Origin of the sequence: Phenylobacterium ferrooxidans (assembly GCF_042714595.1) — a bacterium.
In the GTDB taxonomy this organism is placed as follows: domain Bacteria; phylum Pseudomonadota; class Alphaproteobacteria; order Caulobacterales; family Caulobacteraceae; genus Phenylobacterium; species Phenylobacterium ferrooxidans.
In genome coordinates this window covers 107,152-122,906 of record NZ_JAOTJD010000006.1, presented here as the reverse complement: position 1 = coordinate 122,906, position 15,755 = coordinate 107,152, and the positions used below count along the sequence as shown (strand labels likewise).

Annotated in this window: 19 protein-coding genes; 9 read left to right on the top strand and 10 right to left on the bottom strand. The window is 67.7% G+C overall.

The genetic code is table 11. The features are described 5' to 3' along the window. The 4 genes from OCL97_RS05300 to OCL97_RS05285 form a co-directional block, all read right to left on the bottom strand. Positions 1-554: ImuA family protein (locus tag OCL97_RS05300; RefSeq protein ID WP_377368242.1), on the bottom strand; the 554-nt coding region annotated here is incomplete at its 3' end. An 82-nt stretch (positions 555-636) separates the two neighbouring features. Beyond that, entirely contained in the window at positions 637-993 is a 357-nt protein-coding gene (locus OCL97_RS05295; RefSeq protein ID WP_377368240.1) for a hypothetical protein, read from the bottom strand. Positions 994-1,031: 38 nt separating this feature from the next. Beyond that, positions 1,032-2,606, bottom strand: coding sequence for a phosphoglycerate dehydrogenase (gene serA, locus OCL97_RS05290; RefSeq protein WP_304775233.1), 1,575 nt, complete (start codon positions 2,604-2,606; stop codon positions 1,032-1,034). An 85-nt stretch (positions 2,607-2,691) separates the two neighbouring features. Next, complete coding sequence (locus OCL97_RS05285) at positions 2,692-3,861, bottom strand: phosphoserine transaminase (protein ID WP_377368238.1); 1,170 nt, start codon at positions 3,859-3,861, stop codon at positions 2,692-2,694. A 205-nt stretch (positions 3,862-4,066) separates the two neighbouring features. Between OCL97_RS05285 and OCL97_RS05280 the strand changes: the two genes are divergently transcribed. Then, on the top strand, positions 4,067-4,960 hold the full coding sequence (locus OCL97_RS05280; RefSeq protein ID WP_377368236.1) for a DMT family transporter: 894 nt from the start codon (positions 4,067-4,069) through the stop codon (positions 4,958-4,960). Here OCL97_RS05280 and OCL97_RS05275 read toward each other — a convergent pair. Together OCL97_RS05275 and OCL97_RS05270 are read right to left on the bottom strand one after the other, a co-directional pair. Next, positions 4,957-5,415, bottom strand: coding sequence for a hypothetical protein (locus tag OCL97_RS05275; RefSeq protein WP_377368234.1), 459 nt, complete (start codon positions 5,413-5,415; stop codon positions 4,957-4,959). The genes OCL97_RS05280 and OCL97_RS05275 overlap by 4 nt on opposite strands. Before the next feature lie 64 nt (positions 5,416-5,479). Next, positions 5,480-5,818, bottom strand: a complete 339-nt coding sequence (locus OCL97_RS05270) for a hypothetical protein (RefSeq protein ID WP_377368232.1) — start codon at positions 5,816-5,818, stop codon at positions 5,480-5,482. Positions 5,819-6,040: 222 nt separating this feature from the next. Between OCL97_RS05270 and OCL97_RS05265 the strand changes: the two genes are divergently transcribed. The 5 genes from OCL97_RS05265 to OCL97_RS05245 all read left to right on the top strand — a co-directional run bounded on the left by OCL97_RS05265 (position 6,041) and on the right by OCL97_RS05245 (position 10,320). Next, positions 6,041-7,942 (top strand): ATP-binding protein, encoded by a 1,902-nt coding sequence (locus OCL97_RS05265; protein WP_377368230.1) that lies wholly within the window; start codon positions 6,041-6,043, stop codon positions 7,940-7,942. A 123-nt stretch (positions 7,943-8,065) separates the two neighbouring features. Next, positions 8,066-8,476, top strand: a complete 411-nt coding sequence (locus tag OCL97_RS05260) for a hypothetical protein (protein ID WP_377368228.1) — start codon at positions 8,066-8,068, stop codon at positions 8,474-8,476. Between the two features lie 187 nt (positions 8,477-8,663). Further along, positions 8,664-9,017: a hypothetical protein gene (locus tag OCL97_RS05255; RefSeq protein WP_377368226.1), complete on the top strand. Its 354-nt coding sequence runs from the start codon at positions 8,664-8,666 to the stop codon at positions 9,015-9,017. 88 nt (positions 9,018-9,105) lie between these two features. Further along, on the top strand, positions 9,106-9,699 hold the full coding sequence (locus tag OCL97_RS05250) for a hypothetical protein (RefSeq protein ID WP_377368224.1): 594 nt from the start codon (positions 9,106-9,108) through the stop codon (positions 9,697-9,699). A 183-nt stretch (positions 9,700-9,882) separates the two neighbouring features. Next, the gene (locus OCL97_RS05245) at positions 9,883-10,320 is read left to right on the top strand and encodes a GNAT family N-acetyltransferase (protein ID WP_377368222.1); all 438 of its coding nucleotides are present in this window, start codon (positions 9,883-9,885) and stop codon (positions 10,318-10,320) included. On the opposite strand, the gene OCL97_RS05240 is transcribed toward OCL97_RS05245, so the two are convergent. Together OCL97_RS05240 and thiD are read right to left on the bottom strand one after the other, a co-directional pair. Next, positions 10,311-10,829: a nucleotidyltransferase family protein gene (locus OCL97_RS05240; protein ID WP_377368249.1), complete on the bottom strand. Its 519-nt coding sequence runs from the start codon at positions 10,827-10,829 to the stop codon at positions 10,311-10,313. The two genes, OCL97_RS05245 and OCL97_RS05240, sit on opposite strands and share 10 nt — an antisense overlap. A 47-nt stretch (positions 10,830-10,876) precedes the next feature. Continuing rightward, on the bottom strand, positions 10,877-11,680 hold the full coding sequence (gene thiD / locus OCL97_RS05235; protein ID WP_304775250.1) for a bifunctional hydroxymethylpyrimidine kinase/phosphomethylpyrimidine kinase: 804 nt from the start codon (positions 11,678-11,680) through the stop codon (positions 10,877-10,879). 71 nt (positions 11,681-11,751) lie between these two features. Between thiD and OCL97_RS05230 the strand changes: the two genes are divergently transcribed. Then, positions 11,752-12,504: an SDR family oxidoreductase gene (locus OCL97_RS05230; RefSeq protein ID WP_305763024.1), complete on the top strand. Its 753-nt coding sequence runs from the start codon at positions 11,752-11,754 to the stop codon at positions 12,502-12,504. A gap of 36 nt (positions 12,505-12,540) precedes the next feature. Here OCL97_RS05230 and folP read toward each other — a convergent pair whose 3' ends face one another. Next, positions 12,541-13,386: a dihydropteroate synthase gene (folP, locus tag OCL97_RS05225; protein WP_457852591.1), complete on the bottom strand. Its 846-nt coding sequence runs from the start codon at positions 13,384-13,386 to the stop codon at positions 12,541-12,543. A gap of 203 nt (positions 13,387-13,589) precedes the next feature. Here folP and OCL97_RS05220 point away from each other — a divergent pair, with 203 nt between their 5' ends. Together OCL97_RS05220 and OCL97_RS05215 are read left to right on the top strand one after the other, a co-directional pair. Beyond that, positions 13,590-13,787: a hypothetical protein gene (locus OCL97_RS05220; protein WP_377368220.1), complete on the top strand. Its 198-nt coding sequence runs from the start codon at positions 13,590-13,592 to the stop codon at positions 13,785-13,787. A gap of 791 nt (positions 13,788-14,578) precedes the next feature. After that, a complete protein-coding gene (locus tag OCL97_RS05215; protein WP_377368218.1) occupies positions 14,579-15,127 on the top strand; it encodes a cytochrome c1 in 549 nt (182 codons plus the stop codon). A 232-nt stretch (positions 15,128-15,359) separates the two neighbouring features. Here OCL97_RS05215 and OCL97_RS05210 read toward each other — a convergent pair whose 3' ends face one another. Beyond that, positions 15,360-15,752, bottom strand: coding sequence for a hypothetical protein (locus OCL97_RS05210; protein WP_377368216.1), 393 nt, complete (start codon positions 15,750-15,752; stop codon positions 15,360-15,362). Between the last annotated feature and the right edge of the window lie 3 nt (positions 15,753-15,755).

Genomic DNA, 15,755 nt, shown 5'->3' with positions numbered 1-15,755 from the left:
CAGCGGCTGGCCGCGGCTGAGCCGGTCGCGCCCCGGGCCTTGCCGCCATAGGGCCGCCTGCGGATCACGAAGCCGGTGGCGCCGCGCTTCTCGCAGGCCAGCTGCAGGCGTCGCCCGGCGGTCAGGCTGACGGCCTCCACCTCGGCGAAGACGGCGGCCACGCCGGGGGTGGCGAGCGCGTCCTCGGCCACGGCCAGGGCCTCGTCCTCGTCGCGGGCGCAGACCTGGATCAGCCGCTCGGCGGGAAAGCCAAGCCCCACCAGGCCTGGCGCGAAGAGGTCATCGCGGCGCAGGATCCACACCGCCTCGCCGCGCCTGGCAAGCGGCGCGGCGACCAGGGCGGCGAAGGCGGCGGGACAGGCGGCGGTCTCGGCCTCCATCCCCTCGGCCCCGAACTCATGCCAGCAGCCCAGGGGAAGACCGTCCCCCAGGAAGCAGCTGTCGATGCGGGGATCGCCGAAGGGCAGGGATTCAGAGTCCGCCCGTCCGCCCGCCTCAAGGGTGGCGATCTTCGCCTTGAGAACGGCGAGCCGCTCATCGCGAAAACCGGACATGGCTTCCTGTTCCTTTGTTCCTATTTTGTTCTAGGCTCGGATCAGGAAGAGTCAATCACCCCACGGTGGAGTCCGTCGCCGGCTACAGGCTGTGAATTTCTTCCGGCTCGGGATCGACCGTAAACCGGACGGCGTCGATCTGGCCTCGGCCCTCAATCCAGGCGCGCGCGATACGGTGGCCACCGTCCATCAGGCGGCCGTCGGCGGAGAAGATAATCGGATAGGAAAGGTCGGCCGCCATGATCCGCCGCGCGTGCGCGGCCACGTCGCGCAGGCTGGGCGCCTGTCCTCGGAACCAGCAGTCCTGGTCGAATTCCGGGATATCGGCGATGGCGACCTGGATCACCGGCAGTCCGGCGGCGGCGGCCCACAGCTTCTGCGTCAGCCAGTAGGCACGACCGCCGGGTACGGTGTGGGAATGTCGTTCGGGACGAGACATGGCGGCAGCTTCACGAGGAAGCCGCCGCCGATCAAGTTCTAGAACCGCAGGGTGCGGGCTTCCTTCACGTGCGGCAGGGCGCGGATCTTGGTGATCAGGGCTTCCGACGGGTCCTGGTCGACGCCCACCAGGGCGATGGCGTCCTCGCCGGCGGAGACCCGGCCCAGGTTGAAGGTGGCGATGTTGACATTGGCGTCGGCCAGGACGGCGCCGAGATTGCCGATGAAGCCCGGCTTATCCAGGTTGTTGACGTAGAGCATGGTCGAGCCAAAGGGCGCGTCCAGGTCCATGCCCTTGACCTCGATGATGCGCGGGGCGCCCGCCATCACCGAGCCGGCGAAAGAGCGCTTGCCCATCGCCGTGGTGACGGTGATCCGCACCAGGCTCTCATAGATGGGGCTGTCGTCCTGCTTGCTCTCCGAGACCGAGATGCCGCGCTCCCGGGCGATGGCGGGCGCCGAGACCATATTGATCTCCGCCAGCATGGGCCGCATCACGCCGGCCAGGGCGGCGGCGGTCAGGGGACGGGTGTTGAGGTTGGCGACCTCGCCCTCATAGGCGATGTCGATGGCCTTGACCTCCACGTCGACCATCTGGCCGGCGAAGGCGCCAAGGCGTTCGGCCAGGGCCACGAAGGGCTTCAGCTTGGGGGCCTCGTCGGCGGTGACCGAAGGGCTGTTCAGGGCGTTGGAAACCGCGCCGGTGAGCAGGTAGTCGCTCATCTGCTCGGCGACCTGCAGGGCCACATTCTCCTGGGCCTCCATGGTCGAGGCGCCCAGGTGCGGGGTGGCGATGAAGTTCTCGGCGCCGAACAGCACGTTATCCTTGGCCGGCTCCTCCACGAAGACGTCGAAGCCCGCGCCGCCGATGTGGCCGCTGTCGAGGCCGGCGCGCAGGGCGGCCTCATCCACCAGGCCGCCGCGGGCGCAGTTGATGATCAGCACGCCCTTCTTGGCCTTGGCCAGGGCCTCGGCCGACAGGATGTTGCGGGTCTTGTCGGTGAGCGGGGTGTGCAGGGTGATGACGTCAGCGCGGGCCAGCAGCTCGTCGAGCTCGACCTTCTCCACGCCCAGCTCCACGGCGCGTTCGGCCGAGAGGAAGGGGTCGTAGGCCACGACCTTCATCTTCAGGCCGTTGGCGCGGTCGGCGACGATGCCGCCGATGTTGCCGGCGCCGATCAGGCCGAGCGTCTTGGCGTAGAGCTCCACGCCCATGAAGCGGTTCTTCTCCCACTTGCCGGCCTGGGTGGAGACATCAGCGGCGGGCAGCTGGCGGGCCAGGGCGAACATCATGGCGATGGCGTGCTCGGCCGTGGTGATCGAGTTGCCGAAGGGGGTGTTCATCACCACGATCCCCTTGGAGGTCGCGGCGGGGATGTCGACATTGTCCACGCCGATGCCGGCGCGGCCGATGACCTTCAGGTTGGTGGCGGCGGCGATGACATCCTTGTCGGCCTTGGTGGCCGAGCGGACGGCCAGGCCGTCATACTGGTCGATGATCTTGAGCAGTTCTTCCTTGCTGAGGCCGGTCTTCACGTCGGCGTCGACGCCGCGTTGCTTGAAGATGTCGATGGCGGCGGGGCTCAGCTTGTCGGCGATGAGGACGCGGGGCATGGGGCGGTATCCTTAGGCGATGTGGGAGCGCGCTCCCGGCGCCGGCGCGTGCGGCGGTCCCGGGCGGCGGGAGCGCTGAGAGGTCTTAGGCGGCTTGCAGGTCGGCGGAAGTGGACGCGAACGCCCAGTCGAGCCAGGGCGTCAGGGCCTCCAGGTCAGAGGTCTCCACCGTGGCGCCGCACCAGATCCGCAGACCCGCCGGGGCGTCGCGATAGCCGCCGATATCCAGGGCCACGCCTTCCTTCTCGAGGATGGCGGCCAGCTTCTTGGCGAAGTCGGCCTGGGCGTCGTCGGAAAGCGCCGTGACGGCCGGATCGACCACCTTGAGGCACACCGAGGTGTTGGACCGGGTCGCCGGATCGGCGGCCAGGAACTCCACCCACGGGGTCTTGGCGACCCAGTCGGCCAGGGCGCCCAGGTTGGCGTCGGCGCGGCGCTGCATCTCGGCCAGGCCGCCGATGGAGGCGCCCCATTTGAGCGCGTCGATGGCGTCTTCAACGCAGAGCATGGACGGCGTGTTGATGGTGGCGCCCTCGAAGATGTCGAGGCTGACCTTGCCGCCCTTGGTCATGCGGAACAGCTTGGGCATGGGCCAGGCGGGCGTATGGCTTTCCAGGCGCTCCACGGCGCGGGGGCCGAGGATCAGGACGCCGTGAGCGCCTTCGCCCCCGAGCGCCTTCTGCCAGGAGAAGGTCACCACATCGAGCTTGGCCCAGTCGAGGGCTTGGGCGAAGGCGGCGCTAGTGGCGTCGCAGATGGTGATGCCTTCACGGTCGGCGGCGATGAAGTCGGCGTTGGGAACCCGAACGCCCGAGGTGGTGCCGTTCCAGGTGAAGACCAGGTCGGCGTCCTTGCGAACCTTGGTCAGGTCCGGCAGTTCGCCATAGGGGGCGTCCAGCACCTCAGCCGGCAGCTTCAACTGCTTGACCACGTCGGTGACCCAGTCCTTGCCGAAGCTCTCGAAGGCCAGGAGCTGCACGGTCTTGGGACCCAGCATCGACCACAGGGCCATTTCCACGGCGCCGGTGTCCGAGCCGGCGACGATGCCGATCAGATAGTCGTCGGGCACCTGCAGCACCTCACGGGTGCGGTCGATGGCTTCCTTCAGCCGGGCCTTGCCCAGCTTGGAGCGGTGCGAGCGTCCGAGGACGGCGTTCTGGAGATTCTGAGGAGTCCATCCGGGGCGCTTGGCGCACGGGCCGGATGAGAATTCGGGGCGAGCCGGGCGCATGGCCGGCTTGGCGAGGGTATTCATAGCGATGTCTCCCATCCTTACAGATGAGCAGCGCCCCGTTGGGGGGGCGTGGCCCGCCGCGCAAAAACTCCCGTTTCGTGAACAGGGCAAGCGTAATCTTCCGAAAGACAGATTGAGCGGCGCAGGCGCCACGCAGGCTTGGCCTCGGCGGCCAGCCATGATTCTTGGGCCCACGGCGACCGCCGCCGGAGCGCCCCCGCAAGCCATGACCCGTCCGAAACCCATAGACTGGCTGGTCCTGGCCGCCCTGGTGGTCACCTGGGGATCAGCCTTCGCGGCGTTGAAGATCGCCGTCGCCCACATCCCGCCCTTCTGGAACACCGCCCTGCGGCTGTGGATCGCGGTGGCGACCCTTGGCCTCGTGCTAGCGGTCCAGCGCCAAGGCCTGCCCGGCTGGCGAGACCCCGCCTGGCGGTTCTACGCCTTCAACGGCCTGGTGGGGATGGCCGTGCCCTTCGCGCTTTTCGCGCTCGCCGCCGAGCGCCTGCCCTCGGCGATCAACGCCATCTGCAACGGCGCCTCCCCGATCTTCACGGCCTTGCTGGCCCATGCCTTCGTCTCGGGCGAACGGCTTACCGCGCGAAAGGCCGGCGGCGTGGGCCTGGGGTTCGTGGGCCTGCTGGTGCTGGTGGGGCCGCGCCTGACGGGAGGGCTGAGCCTGGAGGCCCTGGCCTTGATCGGCGCCCTGGCCGGCGCCGCCCTCTATGCCGTGTCCAACGTCGTCACCAAGCGCGCGCCGCCCGTGCCGTCGAGCGTCGGGGCCCTGATGATGTGCGCCTGGGGGGCGGTGTTCGCCACGGCGGCGGCGGTGTTCACCGGACCCTTGCCGGCCTGGCCGCCGATGTCCGCGGTGCTGGCGGTGACGGCCCAGGGGGTGTTCCCCACGGCGCTGGCCACCATCGGCTATGTCTATCTGATCCAGCGGCGGGGGCCGTTGTTCCTGTCCATGGCCATCTACATGGCGCCTCTATGGGCGACGGCGGTGGGCGTGATCTTCCTGGCCGAGCGGCCGAACTGGACGGCCTTCGTGGCGCTTGGCCTGATCCTAGGGGGCGTGGCCCTGGCGACCCTGGAGCCGCGGGAGAAGCTGCCGGCCTAGACGGTGGGAGTCACGGGCTTGGCGGCCAGGGCCTCGCGCTCGGCGCGGGCGTGGCGCAGATAGGCCACCGTGCCCAGCAGAATGCCCACCAGGGTGCCGCAGGTGACAAGGTTGTTCACCACGGCATAGGTCACGCCGGGCGTGAGCTTGGTCACGAAGAAATAGGCGTGAAGGCTGAACTGGACGCCCTGCAGCAGCATGACGCCGCCCAGCCACAGGCTGGCGTAGCGGACGGCGAGGACGAGGAAACCCAGGGCCAGGACGCCGTCCAGGACGAGATGCGGCACGGCGCGCGCCTCAGTCGGCAGGATGATGTTGACGATCTGGAAGGCGATGGCGATGGCGAGCGTGAGCCCGGCGCCAAATCGCTCGCCGGGACCGCCCTTGAGCAGCCCGAACAGGCACACCGCGAAGATGGCGGCCCAGATGATTTGCGTGATGAGTGTCGTCGGCATTTCCTGCGCCCCTAACAGGCATTAGGGGCGCAGGACTAGTTAAACTATTGCAACCAAATCGGGGTTAGCCGACTTCGCGCATCGCCGTCTTGTCAGCCTTGCGCATCATGGGCGGCTTGTTTTCCACACCGCCGAGGCTGGTGCGGATGCCGAGGCGCAGCTTGGCCTCGGTCAGTTCGGTGTGCACGCCAACCATGGCGGTGCGAGCCTCGCCCAGGGCCTTGATGGCTTCCACCATCTTGATCTGAACGTCGTCGGCGAAGACCAGCGAGGTGCCGACGTCGGAACGGGCCTTCAGGAGGTCCGCCATCAGTTCGGTAGCTTCGATCATGGCCGCGTCAACCGCGGCTTCCGTCGTGAACAACTTGGTCGCGACACGTTGCGCAACAAAGGCCTTTTCCATGGGGGAGCCCCTCTCCGAGAGAATTAACTCAACGGTAGTAGAGGTAAACCAGAGGTTAAGTTCCGTCCATGGGATTCAGACTCTGTTAACTGCGACAACTACGCGCACAGGTTGAGACTGTGTCGGGAAGGACACGGATTCTCCCGACAGGCGAGCACTTGGAAGCGAAGCGTTAGGAGAATTGGCTTAGAGCTCGATTGCTGGACGGGACTGCGGACGCTCATGACCCAACAACTTCGCGCAACGGGCCCGGCGCACAACGCGACGTTCCATGCTCGCGTGGCGGGTATCGCCCTGATCACGACCATGGTGGTGTTGATCGCCGCCTGCCTCACCTTCATGCTGCAACAGTGGGCGGTGGCTCGCGAGCAGAGCCACATCAATCACGTGGCCTTGTCGGAGATCACCGCGGGCGCCGCAGGCCCGGCCCTGTCGCAGATGGACGCTCAGGCCGCCCGAGCCGCCATCTCCGCCCTCTCCCAGGCCCAGTCGGTGACCAGCGCCCGTCTGCTGGACTCGTCTGGCCAGATCGTCGCCACCTACCAGCGCGCGCAGGGGGCGCCTGGCGGGACCGACGTCATTCGCGCGCCGGTGAAAGTGCAAGGCCTGCGTGTGGGCGAACTGGTGGTGGATGTCATGCCGCCCGCGCTCGGCGCCCTGCTGCCCCAGTTCGTCGCCCTGACCGGCGCCCTGTTCTTCGGTGGGGTCGGCGTGGCCCTGTTCCTGGCCCGCGGGCTCGCCCATAGGGTGATCGCGCCGGTCCAAAAGCTGTCCGACGCCATGCATGACGTGGCGGCCAGCGGCAGCTTTGCTCCCGTCCAGGTGGAAGCGCAGGACGCCCTGTTCCGCAGCCTGACCGCCAGCTTCAACCATCTGCTGACCAAGCTGGACGAGCGCGAGCAGGCCCTGCAGAGGACTCTGCAGGAACTGGTGGAGGCCCGCGACGCCGCCAACGCCGCCAATACTTTGAAGTCCCAGTTCCTGGCCAATATGAGCCACGAGATCCGCACGCCGCTGAACGGTGTCCTGGCCATGGCCGAGGTCATGTCCATGGGCCAGATGGACGATATCCAGCGCGAGCGCCTGGAGGTGATCCGCCAGTCGGGCGGCCTGCTGCTGGCCGTGCTGAACGACGTGCTGGACCTGTCCAAGATCGAGGCCGGCAAGCTCACCCTGCTTGTCGACGACTTCGACCTGGAGTCCGCCATCGCCCCGGCTCGTGAGAGCTTCGCGATCATGGCCGAGAAGAAGGGCCTCGATTTCAAGCTGGAAGTCGAGGCGACCGCACAGGGCGCCTGGCGTGGCGACGCCGACCGGCTGGGTCAGATCGTCGGCAACCTGCTGTCCAACGCCGTCAAGTTCACCCAAGCCGGCGAAGTCGCCGCAAGCTTCTCCCTCAACCCCGACACCGGCGCGGTGCGGCTGACGGTGCGCGACACCGGACTTGGAATCCCCGCCGAGAAGCAGGCGACCCTGTTCGAGAAGTTCGTCCAGGCCGACAACTCCGCCACCCGTCGCTTCGGCGGCACCGGCCTTGGCCTCGCCATCTGCCGCGAGCTGACCCAGATGATGGGTGGCGCGATCTGGGTGGACAGCCGCGAGGGCAAGGGCTCGACCTTCACCGTCGAACTGCCCCTGGAACGCGGCGTCGCCGTAGCAGCGGCTCCAGCCGCGGCGTCCGCCGGGGACAATCCGGAAGAAGGCGCTCTGCGGCTGCTGGCGGCCGAAGACAATCCCACCAACCAGCAGGTCCTGGCCGCGGTCATGGGTTCGCTGGGCCTCGACATCGATATCGTCGCCGACGGCAAGCTGGCCTTCGAGGCCTGGCGCGACGGCGCCTATGACCTGATCCTGATGGACATCCAGATGCCTGTGATGGACGGCATCGACGCCGCTCGGGCGATCCGCGCCGCCGAGCGCGAGCAGGGCCGCCCCCGGACCCCCATAGTGGCCCTCACCGCCAACGCCCTGTCGCACCAGGTGGAGGAATACCTGGCGGCCGGGATGGACGGTCACGTGGCCAAGCCCATCGAGATCGCCAAGCTCTACGAGGCCATCAGCCGCGCCCTCAACGACGCCGCCCAGAATGCGGCCGCCGCCAGCGCCGCCGCCGCCGCCGCCTGATCCCAGCGACCGCGAAGCTGAACGCCAGACAACGGCGGGCTCAGATCGGTTTCAGGTTCGAAATGTTCATCTCCTCCTCAAGCACGCCAACCGGCGCTGCGGGACATCCAAGGAGGATGGAAGATGAAGAAGATTCTGATTTCGATCGCGGCCGCTTCCGCCCTGGCCGCCGCCGCCGCCCCCGCCGCGGCTCAGTCGTATGGCGCCTATGATCGCGGCGATAGCCGGCATGACCGGGGTGGCGAGCATTGGGATGATCGCGGCGGTGATCGCGGCGGTGATCGCGCCGACATGTTGAAGTTCCGCATCGACCGCGCCGAGCGTAACCACCAGATCAGCCGACGCGAGGCGTTTCGCCTCCGCGAGCAGGTCCGCCTGACGGAGCGTCTTTCCTGGCGGTACCGCGCCGACGGCATCGTGACCCGCTGGGAACGCGCCGACCTCGACCGCCGCTTCGACTCCATTCGGGTCCAGCTGCGCTACGAGCGCAACGACCGTGACTACGGAGCCGGCTACGGCGGCCATCGCCGCTAGACTCTGACGCGAACGAGCGGCCCCGCCTCCACGGTGGGGCCGTTTCTCGTTGCGCGGCAAGCTGTTGCAGTCGCGAAACCTGATGAACCGAGAATAACGCGGCGCTCAGATCAGCGTCAGGGGCCGTGTGGTCTTCTAGGGTCAACGTCGCCACACGGGGCGGCGGACAGATCAAAGGACCAACCCCATGAAGAAGATTCTCCTGACCTTGGTCGCGGTCTCCGCCCTCACCGCCGCCGCCCTCCCCGCCGCTGCGGCGCCCCGCGGCGCCAACAACATCAACGCGCACCAGGCGCAGATCGAACACCGCATCAGCCAGGGCGTCCGCAGCCAAAAGCTGACCCAGCGCGAAGCCACCCAGCTCCGCACACAGGTCCGCCAGGTCGCCCGTCTCGAAGCCCGTTATCGGGTGAACGGCCTGCAGAACTGGGAACGCCAGGACCTCGACCGTCGCCTCGACCGCGTCGGCGCGCAGGTCACCGCCCAGATGAACGACCGCGACCGCGGCGGCGGCCACTATGCCGGCGGCTATCGCCACTAAGCGTCACAAACACCCTTCCCCCCAAGACCCGCCCCACTCGTCGTCTGCGAGGAGTGGAACGAGAAGAACGACCCAAGGAGACTATCTGATGAAAACCCTCACCATTCTCGCCGCCGCCTCCGCCCTGGCCCTGTCGGCCGGCGCCGCGTCGGCCCAAGGCTGGACGTCCATCAACCAGCGCCAAGCCAGTCTCGACGCGCGCATCGACGCCGGCGTCCGTAGCGGCGATCTGACCCGCCAGGAGGCCGTCGGCCTGCGCAGCGACTTCCGCGCCGTCTCGAACCTGGAAGCCACCTACCGTCGTGACGGCCTGTCGACCTGGGAACGGACCGACCTGGACCGCCGCTTTGACGCCCTGTCCAACCGCATCCGGTTCGAGCGCAACGACCGCCAGGACCGCAACGGCGGCAATGGCTGGCAGAACATCAACCAGCGCCAGGCCAACCTGGATCGCCGGATCGACCAAGGCGTCCGCAATGGCAGGATCTCACGGGCCGAGGCCGTGCGCCTGCGCGCCGAGTTCAAGACGATCGCCCGTCTGGAAAACCGCTATCGCGCCAACGGCTTGTCGAATTGGGAGCGGACCGATCTGAACCGCCGCTTCGACACCCTCTCGGCTCGCATCCGGGTCGAGGCCAATGACTCAAACCGCTACGGCGGCGGCTACGGCGACCGTCGCTAGGTCTGCGGGCGGCGCGGCCACAGGTCGCGCCGCCACCCGACTGGATGATGGACATGTCCAAGATCGAGGCTGGCCGCATGAGGGTGGGGGGGCGCCCCCTTCGACCTGCGCCACCTGATTCGCGGCCGCGGTAGCCTAGCGGCCGCCGCCGTTTCCTCTTATCTCGCCACCTTCTTGGGAGGGATGGCGATGCAAACCCAGCACAACGGCTACACGGTGAGCGACGAGCCCGCCCGGTTCGACCTGGCGCGCGCCTATCACTGGGTATCGGTCGAAAGCTACTGGGGCGCCGGCATCCCGCGCGAGACCTTTGAGAAGGCGGTGGCCGGCAGCCTGACCATCGGGGTCTATGCGGCGGACGGCCAGATGGCGGCCATGGCCCGGGTGGTCACCGACCGGGCGACCTTTGGCTGGATCTGCGACGTCTTCGTGGACGAGGCCCATCGCGGCGCCGGTCTCGGCAAGGCGATCATGGCCTTCATCAGCGACCATCCGGACCTGCAGGGCTTCCGGCGCATGCATCTGGCCACCCGGGACGCCCACGGCCTCTACGCCCAGTACGGCTTTGGCCCGTTGACCGGCGTCGACCGCTGGATGGAGATCCGCAAGACCTACGCCTGAGGAATGATCGTCAGTTCCGGCCAGCGGCTGCGGGCGGCCTCGGCGGTGCGCGCGAAGCCTGAGACCCGGCGATTGGGGTTCTCGCGATAGGTCAGCGAGAACAGGTCCTCCAGGCCGAAGGGGGCGACGATGGTCATGGCGCCGTCCGCCTCGAGCCTTGCCGCCACAGCGTTCAGCGGGCTGGCGAACCGGGTCAGGGCCTGGGCGCTGGAGGACAACGGGGCGTAGGGCTCGCCGAACTTGGCTTCGAACCAGAGGTGGACGCGGGCCTGGTTGCGGACCTCCACCATCTCGCGGACCGGCGGCTGGAAGGCCTTGGCCACTCGGCGGATCACGGCGTCCTCGGCGTCCCAGGAGGTGTCGGGGTCGAAGTAGGCCAGGTCGTAGTCCTTGATCCCGTGGTCGGGGTCGCGGCCGGTCAGGTGGTTCAGGACCCGCTGGTAGATGGCCCCAGAGAAGATCAGCCAGTCGGGAAGCTCCAGGGTCGCCGCCGTCTCCATGACAGCCATCAGGCTGGGGGCGGCGCGGAGGATGGCCTCCAGCTCATCGCGATGCTTCACGCCTTGCCCCGCAAGGGCCAGGCGTGGTCGAGGGGGCCGTGGCCGGCGCCGAATCCGGGGGCCTGGCGCATGGCCTCGTGGACATAGGCCCAGGCCCGGGCGACGGCCTCGGTGAGGCTCAGACCCTGGGCCAGTCCGGCCGCCACGGCCGAGGCCAGGGTGCAGCCGGTGCCGTGGGTGTGGCGAGTGTCGAGGCGCTCGCCCTCGAAGCTGGTCTCACCGTCAGGGGTCATCAGGACGTCGATGACGGTGTCGCCCTCGACGTGGCCGCCCTTCATCAGCACCGCCTGGGCGCCCAGGGTCAGCAGGCGTTCGCCAGCCCGGCGCAGGTCGTCGGTGGTGTGAACCGGCAGGCCGCTGAGGGCCTCGGCTTCGGGAGCGTTGGGGGTCAGGACGGTGGCCCTCGGGATCATCAGGGCGCGCACCGCGTCGACGGCATTGGGGGCGAGCAGGTTGGAGCCGCCCTTGGCCACCATGACCGGGTCCACGACAACGGGAACCCTTACGGTGTCGAGGATCGCGGCGACGCGCTCGACCATCTCCACGTCGCCGAGCATGCCGGTCTTGACGGCGTCGGCGCCGAGGTCGTCGAGGACGGCGCGGGCCTGGGCCTCCACCATGGCGGGGGGGATCGCATGCACCCCGTGGACGCCGAGTGTGTTCTGGGCGGTGATGGCGGTGATGGCGGTGGCGGCGTAGCCGCCGAGCGCGGTGACGGTCTTGATGTCGGCCTGGATCCCGGCCCCGCCGCCGGAGTCGGAGCCGGCGATGATCAGGACGCGTCCGCGGGAGTCAGCCATCCTGGGGCAATAGCGGATTTGGTGGTCTCCGTGGAGGGAAGACTCGGGGGTTTTCAGCTAGGCTCACCCCCATGAGCACCGACATCAAGACCGCCATCGTCACCGGAGCCGGGTCCGGGATCGGCCGGGCCAGCGCGCTAGCCCTTGTGGAGGCGGGGTTTCACGTTTTCCTGGCCGGCCGCCGACTTGGTGAGCTGGAGGAGACGGCCCGACGAACATTGGCCGACAAGTGCACGACGATGGCCACCGATGTGAGCGACGAGGCCTCCGTCCTGGCTCTGTTCGAGGCGGTGAAAACCCGGTTCGGGCGGCTAGACCTGTTGTTCAACAACGCCGGGACCGGGGCGCCGCCCGTGCCGATGGAGGAGCTCAGCCTCGCCCACTGGAAGCGGGTGGTGGACGTCAACCTGACCGGCGCCTTCCTGTGCACGCAAGGCGCCATCCGGCTGATGAAGGCCCAGGACCCCAGGGGCGGGCGGATCATCAACAACGGCTCGATCTCGGCCCACAGCCCCCGGCCCCGGTCGGCGGCCTACACCGCCACCAAGCACGCCATCACCGGCCTGACCAAGTCCACCGCCCTGGATGGGCGGCCCTTCGACATCGTGTGTTCCCAGATCGACATCGGCAACGCCGCCACCGAGATGACCGCGGCCATGGCCAAGGGCGTGCCCCAGGCCGACGGGACACTCGCGCCCGAGCCGATGATGGACGTCAAGGCCGTCGCCGACGCCGTGGTGTTCATGGCCGGCCTGCCCCTGGAGGCCAATGTCCAGTTCATGACCGTGATGGCCACCAAGATGCCCTTCATCGGGCGGGGCTAATACCCGCCCTCCTGTCCCCCAGGGGGAGAGGAGGAGTCAGCGCGTCGCCTCCCACACCCGCAGCGCCTGGACGGTCTCGGCGACGTCGTGGACGCGGACGCAGGCCGCGCCGGCCAATGCGCCGACCAGGGCCGCGGCCAGGGAGCCGCCGAGGCGGTGGGCCGGGTCGCGGGCGGCCGGGTCGAGGCGGGCCAGGAAGCTCTTGCGGCTGGCGCCCAGCAGCACGGGGAAGCCCAGGGCGGTGATCTGGTCGAGGGCCGCCAGCAGGGCGAGGTTGTGCTCCAGGGTCTTGCCAAAGCCGATGCCGGGATCGAGCCAGATGCGGTCGCGAGCCACCCCCGCCGCCATGGCCACCCGCGCGCGGGCCAGCAGGAATTCGCAGACCTCGGCGACCACGTCGCCGTAGCGGGGGTCGGCCTGCATGGTGCGGGGCTCGCCCTGCATGTGCATGAGGATGACCTCGCAGCCGAGTTCGGCGGCGGTCTCCGGCGCGCCGGGGGCCGACAGCGCGGTGATGTCGTTCCAGATCGAGGCGCCAGCGAGGACGGCGGCGCGGGCCACGGCGGGCTTCACCGTGTCGATGGAGATGGGGACGCTGGTCCGCGCGCGGACCCGGGAGATCAGCGGGACGACGCGGGCGATCTCGTCGGCCTCGGAGACCGGCTGCGCCCCCGGGCGGGAGGACTCACCGCCTATGTCGAGGATGTCGGCGCCGGCCGCCACCAGCGCCAAGGCGTGGTCGAGGCCTGCGTCGGGGTCGAGGAACAGGCCGCCGTCGGAGAAGCTGTCGGGGGTGGCGTTGACGATCCCCATCACGCGCACGGGCGCCGTGGGCCTGGAGGGCGTGGACCGGGGGGTGGAGCGTCCGGGTGACGAGGTCATGGTCCGAGCAGCTAGCAGACCTGCGCGGGGAGTCGAGGTCCTGGACGGCGCGCAGGACCAGCCGTTCTGATCCTTCGGTTCGCGGCGACGCATCTGTAATAGGCGCCTGAGGAGGTCGGCGCACGACTCCGCCCCCAGATTGGGGGGCCTGCTCATTCCGTCATGTTCGATGTGCTAGAAGGCGGCGAGCAAGCGAGGCTGAGATGACCCTCAATCCCGTCCGTGCATACAGGCGCTGGCGTCGCGCCCAGGAAGAGGCCCTGGACGAGGCCCACATGCTGCGGCGGCGTCATGGCGAAGCCGCCCTGGACGCCGCGCGCGCCAAACTCTCCCGCGAGGACCTGAGTTCCTGGGGGCGCCGCGTTCTGCAGGAAACCGTGAAGGTGCTGGAGAAAGCCTGAGGCCTGGGGGAGCATCCTAGTTCAGCGCCTCCTCTCCCACTTGTGGGAGAGGGTAGGGTGAGGGCTCTTTCTGAAATTCCGTTGTTGCTCTTCGTCAGCGACGCGCAGCCCTGCTGCGCGCCTGTGAGTGGACACTAGATCCCGGAGTGACGGGATGAGGCGGGACGTTGCGGGATCATGTGGGACGAAACCCTGAGGAAATTTGGGTTTTCGGCCATCTGGGCGGGCGCGGCGGGGCTGTGCAGTCGTCCCGAGGAAGGGGGCGGTTCTGTCCTCTGGGGGCAGTTTAGACAGTCTATCAGGCCTCGGCCTTTAGACAGGGGGTTCGCGTTCGAAGCGTGTTTGGGGTGGTGGCGGGCGCGCTTGGAGCAAACCGTTGGGCTGTAAGGGTCGGGTGTGGGTTGGTGGGGCTCGAAGGCGGGATTGGGCGCCTCGGTTGGGCGGTCGAAAATGGGGCTCCGGGCCGCAGGGCGTGGGGGATTAAGTGAGAACTTCAGTTCTTAGTTCTTCTGCGGTTCCCACTTCGGAAAAGCCTCATTAGGCCAACAACATATGCGTGGATCGCCCTCCCGAAGACGCTCCGTCGGCGGGCCTGAAGCGGGAACTCGATCCCGGGCCTCGTGGTCAGAAGCTCACCCTTGGGTGTTCAGGGTCGCTCGCGCCGAGAAACCCATGAGGCGACAAGCGGACCCGCCAAGGTCAGCTTGGGGTGGGAAGCGGCCGCCAACCTAGCCTTGCGGCCCGTAAAGTTCCTGCGATGGTGGCGGGGCGTCTTGACGGAGGGCGAAAGCGTGAAGACCACGCGACAGGTCGAACTGACCTACATGCGAGTTCAAACTGTCATCGCTGCTGCGAGCGTGGCATGTGCTTCCATACTCTCGACTGTTGGGATCATAATCGCCGTCCAGTTCAACGAGCAAAACAAGGCCGAGAAAGCGCGAGACGAAAAGCAAGCGGAGAATCTGTTAGCGGCTGAACGAGCAATGGGATGCGCTGATATATTGATGAAGCTATCAACAGTTGATAGCGATGCGGCCAAAATACCTCATTACCAGAAAGTTGAAATCACAAAGCTTGTTAAAATGTCGTGTGATGGCACTGGGGCGCTGATCAGCATTGAAAATTTTGCGCACTCGCCGCTCCCCTCGGATGCCTCAAAACCGACCTCGGTTCCATCCAGCGTTGAATGGGCATCTAGTGGTCCAATCGGGCTATTCAATCAGCAGGCCCTACAACGCGGCTATAAAGTCTATGAGGAAGTTTGCGCGGAGTGCGTGGATCAGCAGCTCAGCGATGTGGACGCCTTCTTAAAATGGGCGCGAGAACCGAAGGTCAGGTAGACTGAGTATTCGCCGAGGCCATGGAGGCGAAAGCGCACTAGTGCGCACGCTTCTGGGGCGGCTGGCCGGACTAGGTCAACGCTGTGAGCGGCGTACCTTCCCTGAAAGCGGACATCTCGAAGGTCCGCTATGGGTGGTGGGCGACGTTGGTCTCCGAGCTAAAAACGGACCTTCGGCACAGGTTCCGCTGACGGCGTGCCGATCCCTTGGGGACCCAGACGTCAGGCTTTCCCTAGCGTGCGGCCGGAAGCCGATCCCTGATCTCGATCAGGCGGTCCTCGATCGTCCCCGCGATCCACATGACCACGCCCAGGCCGTTCATGGATGAACCCAATCCGAGCCAGATCAGCGGCAAGAGGCGCGGCTCGTCCGCGGCCGTCGCGATCAGGGCCAGGGAGATCGCGGCGATGACGGCGCCGATGACGACGAGGGCGATGCCGATGCTTCGCATGGCGGAGCGGGCGGCAGGCTGAGCTCCGGGTGGGGCGTGCATCAAGGGGTCGGCGGTGACGCCGTGGGCTCGCATGTAGGCGACGCGCTTGGCGGAGGCTTCGTCGGCGGGCATGGCCTGGAGGGCGGCGCGGGCGGCGGCGCGGTCGAGGGCGATGAAGTCGTCGTCGGTCATTGG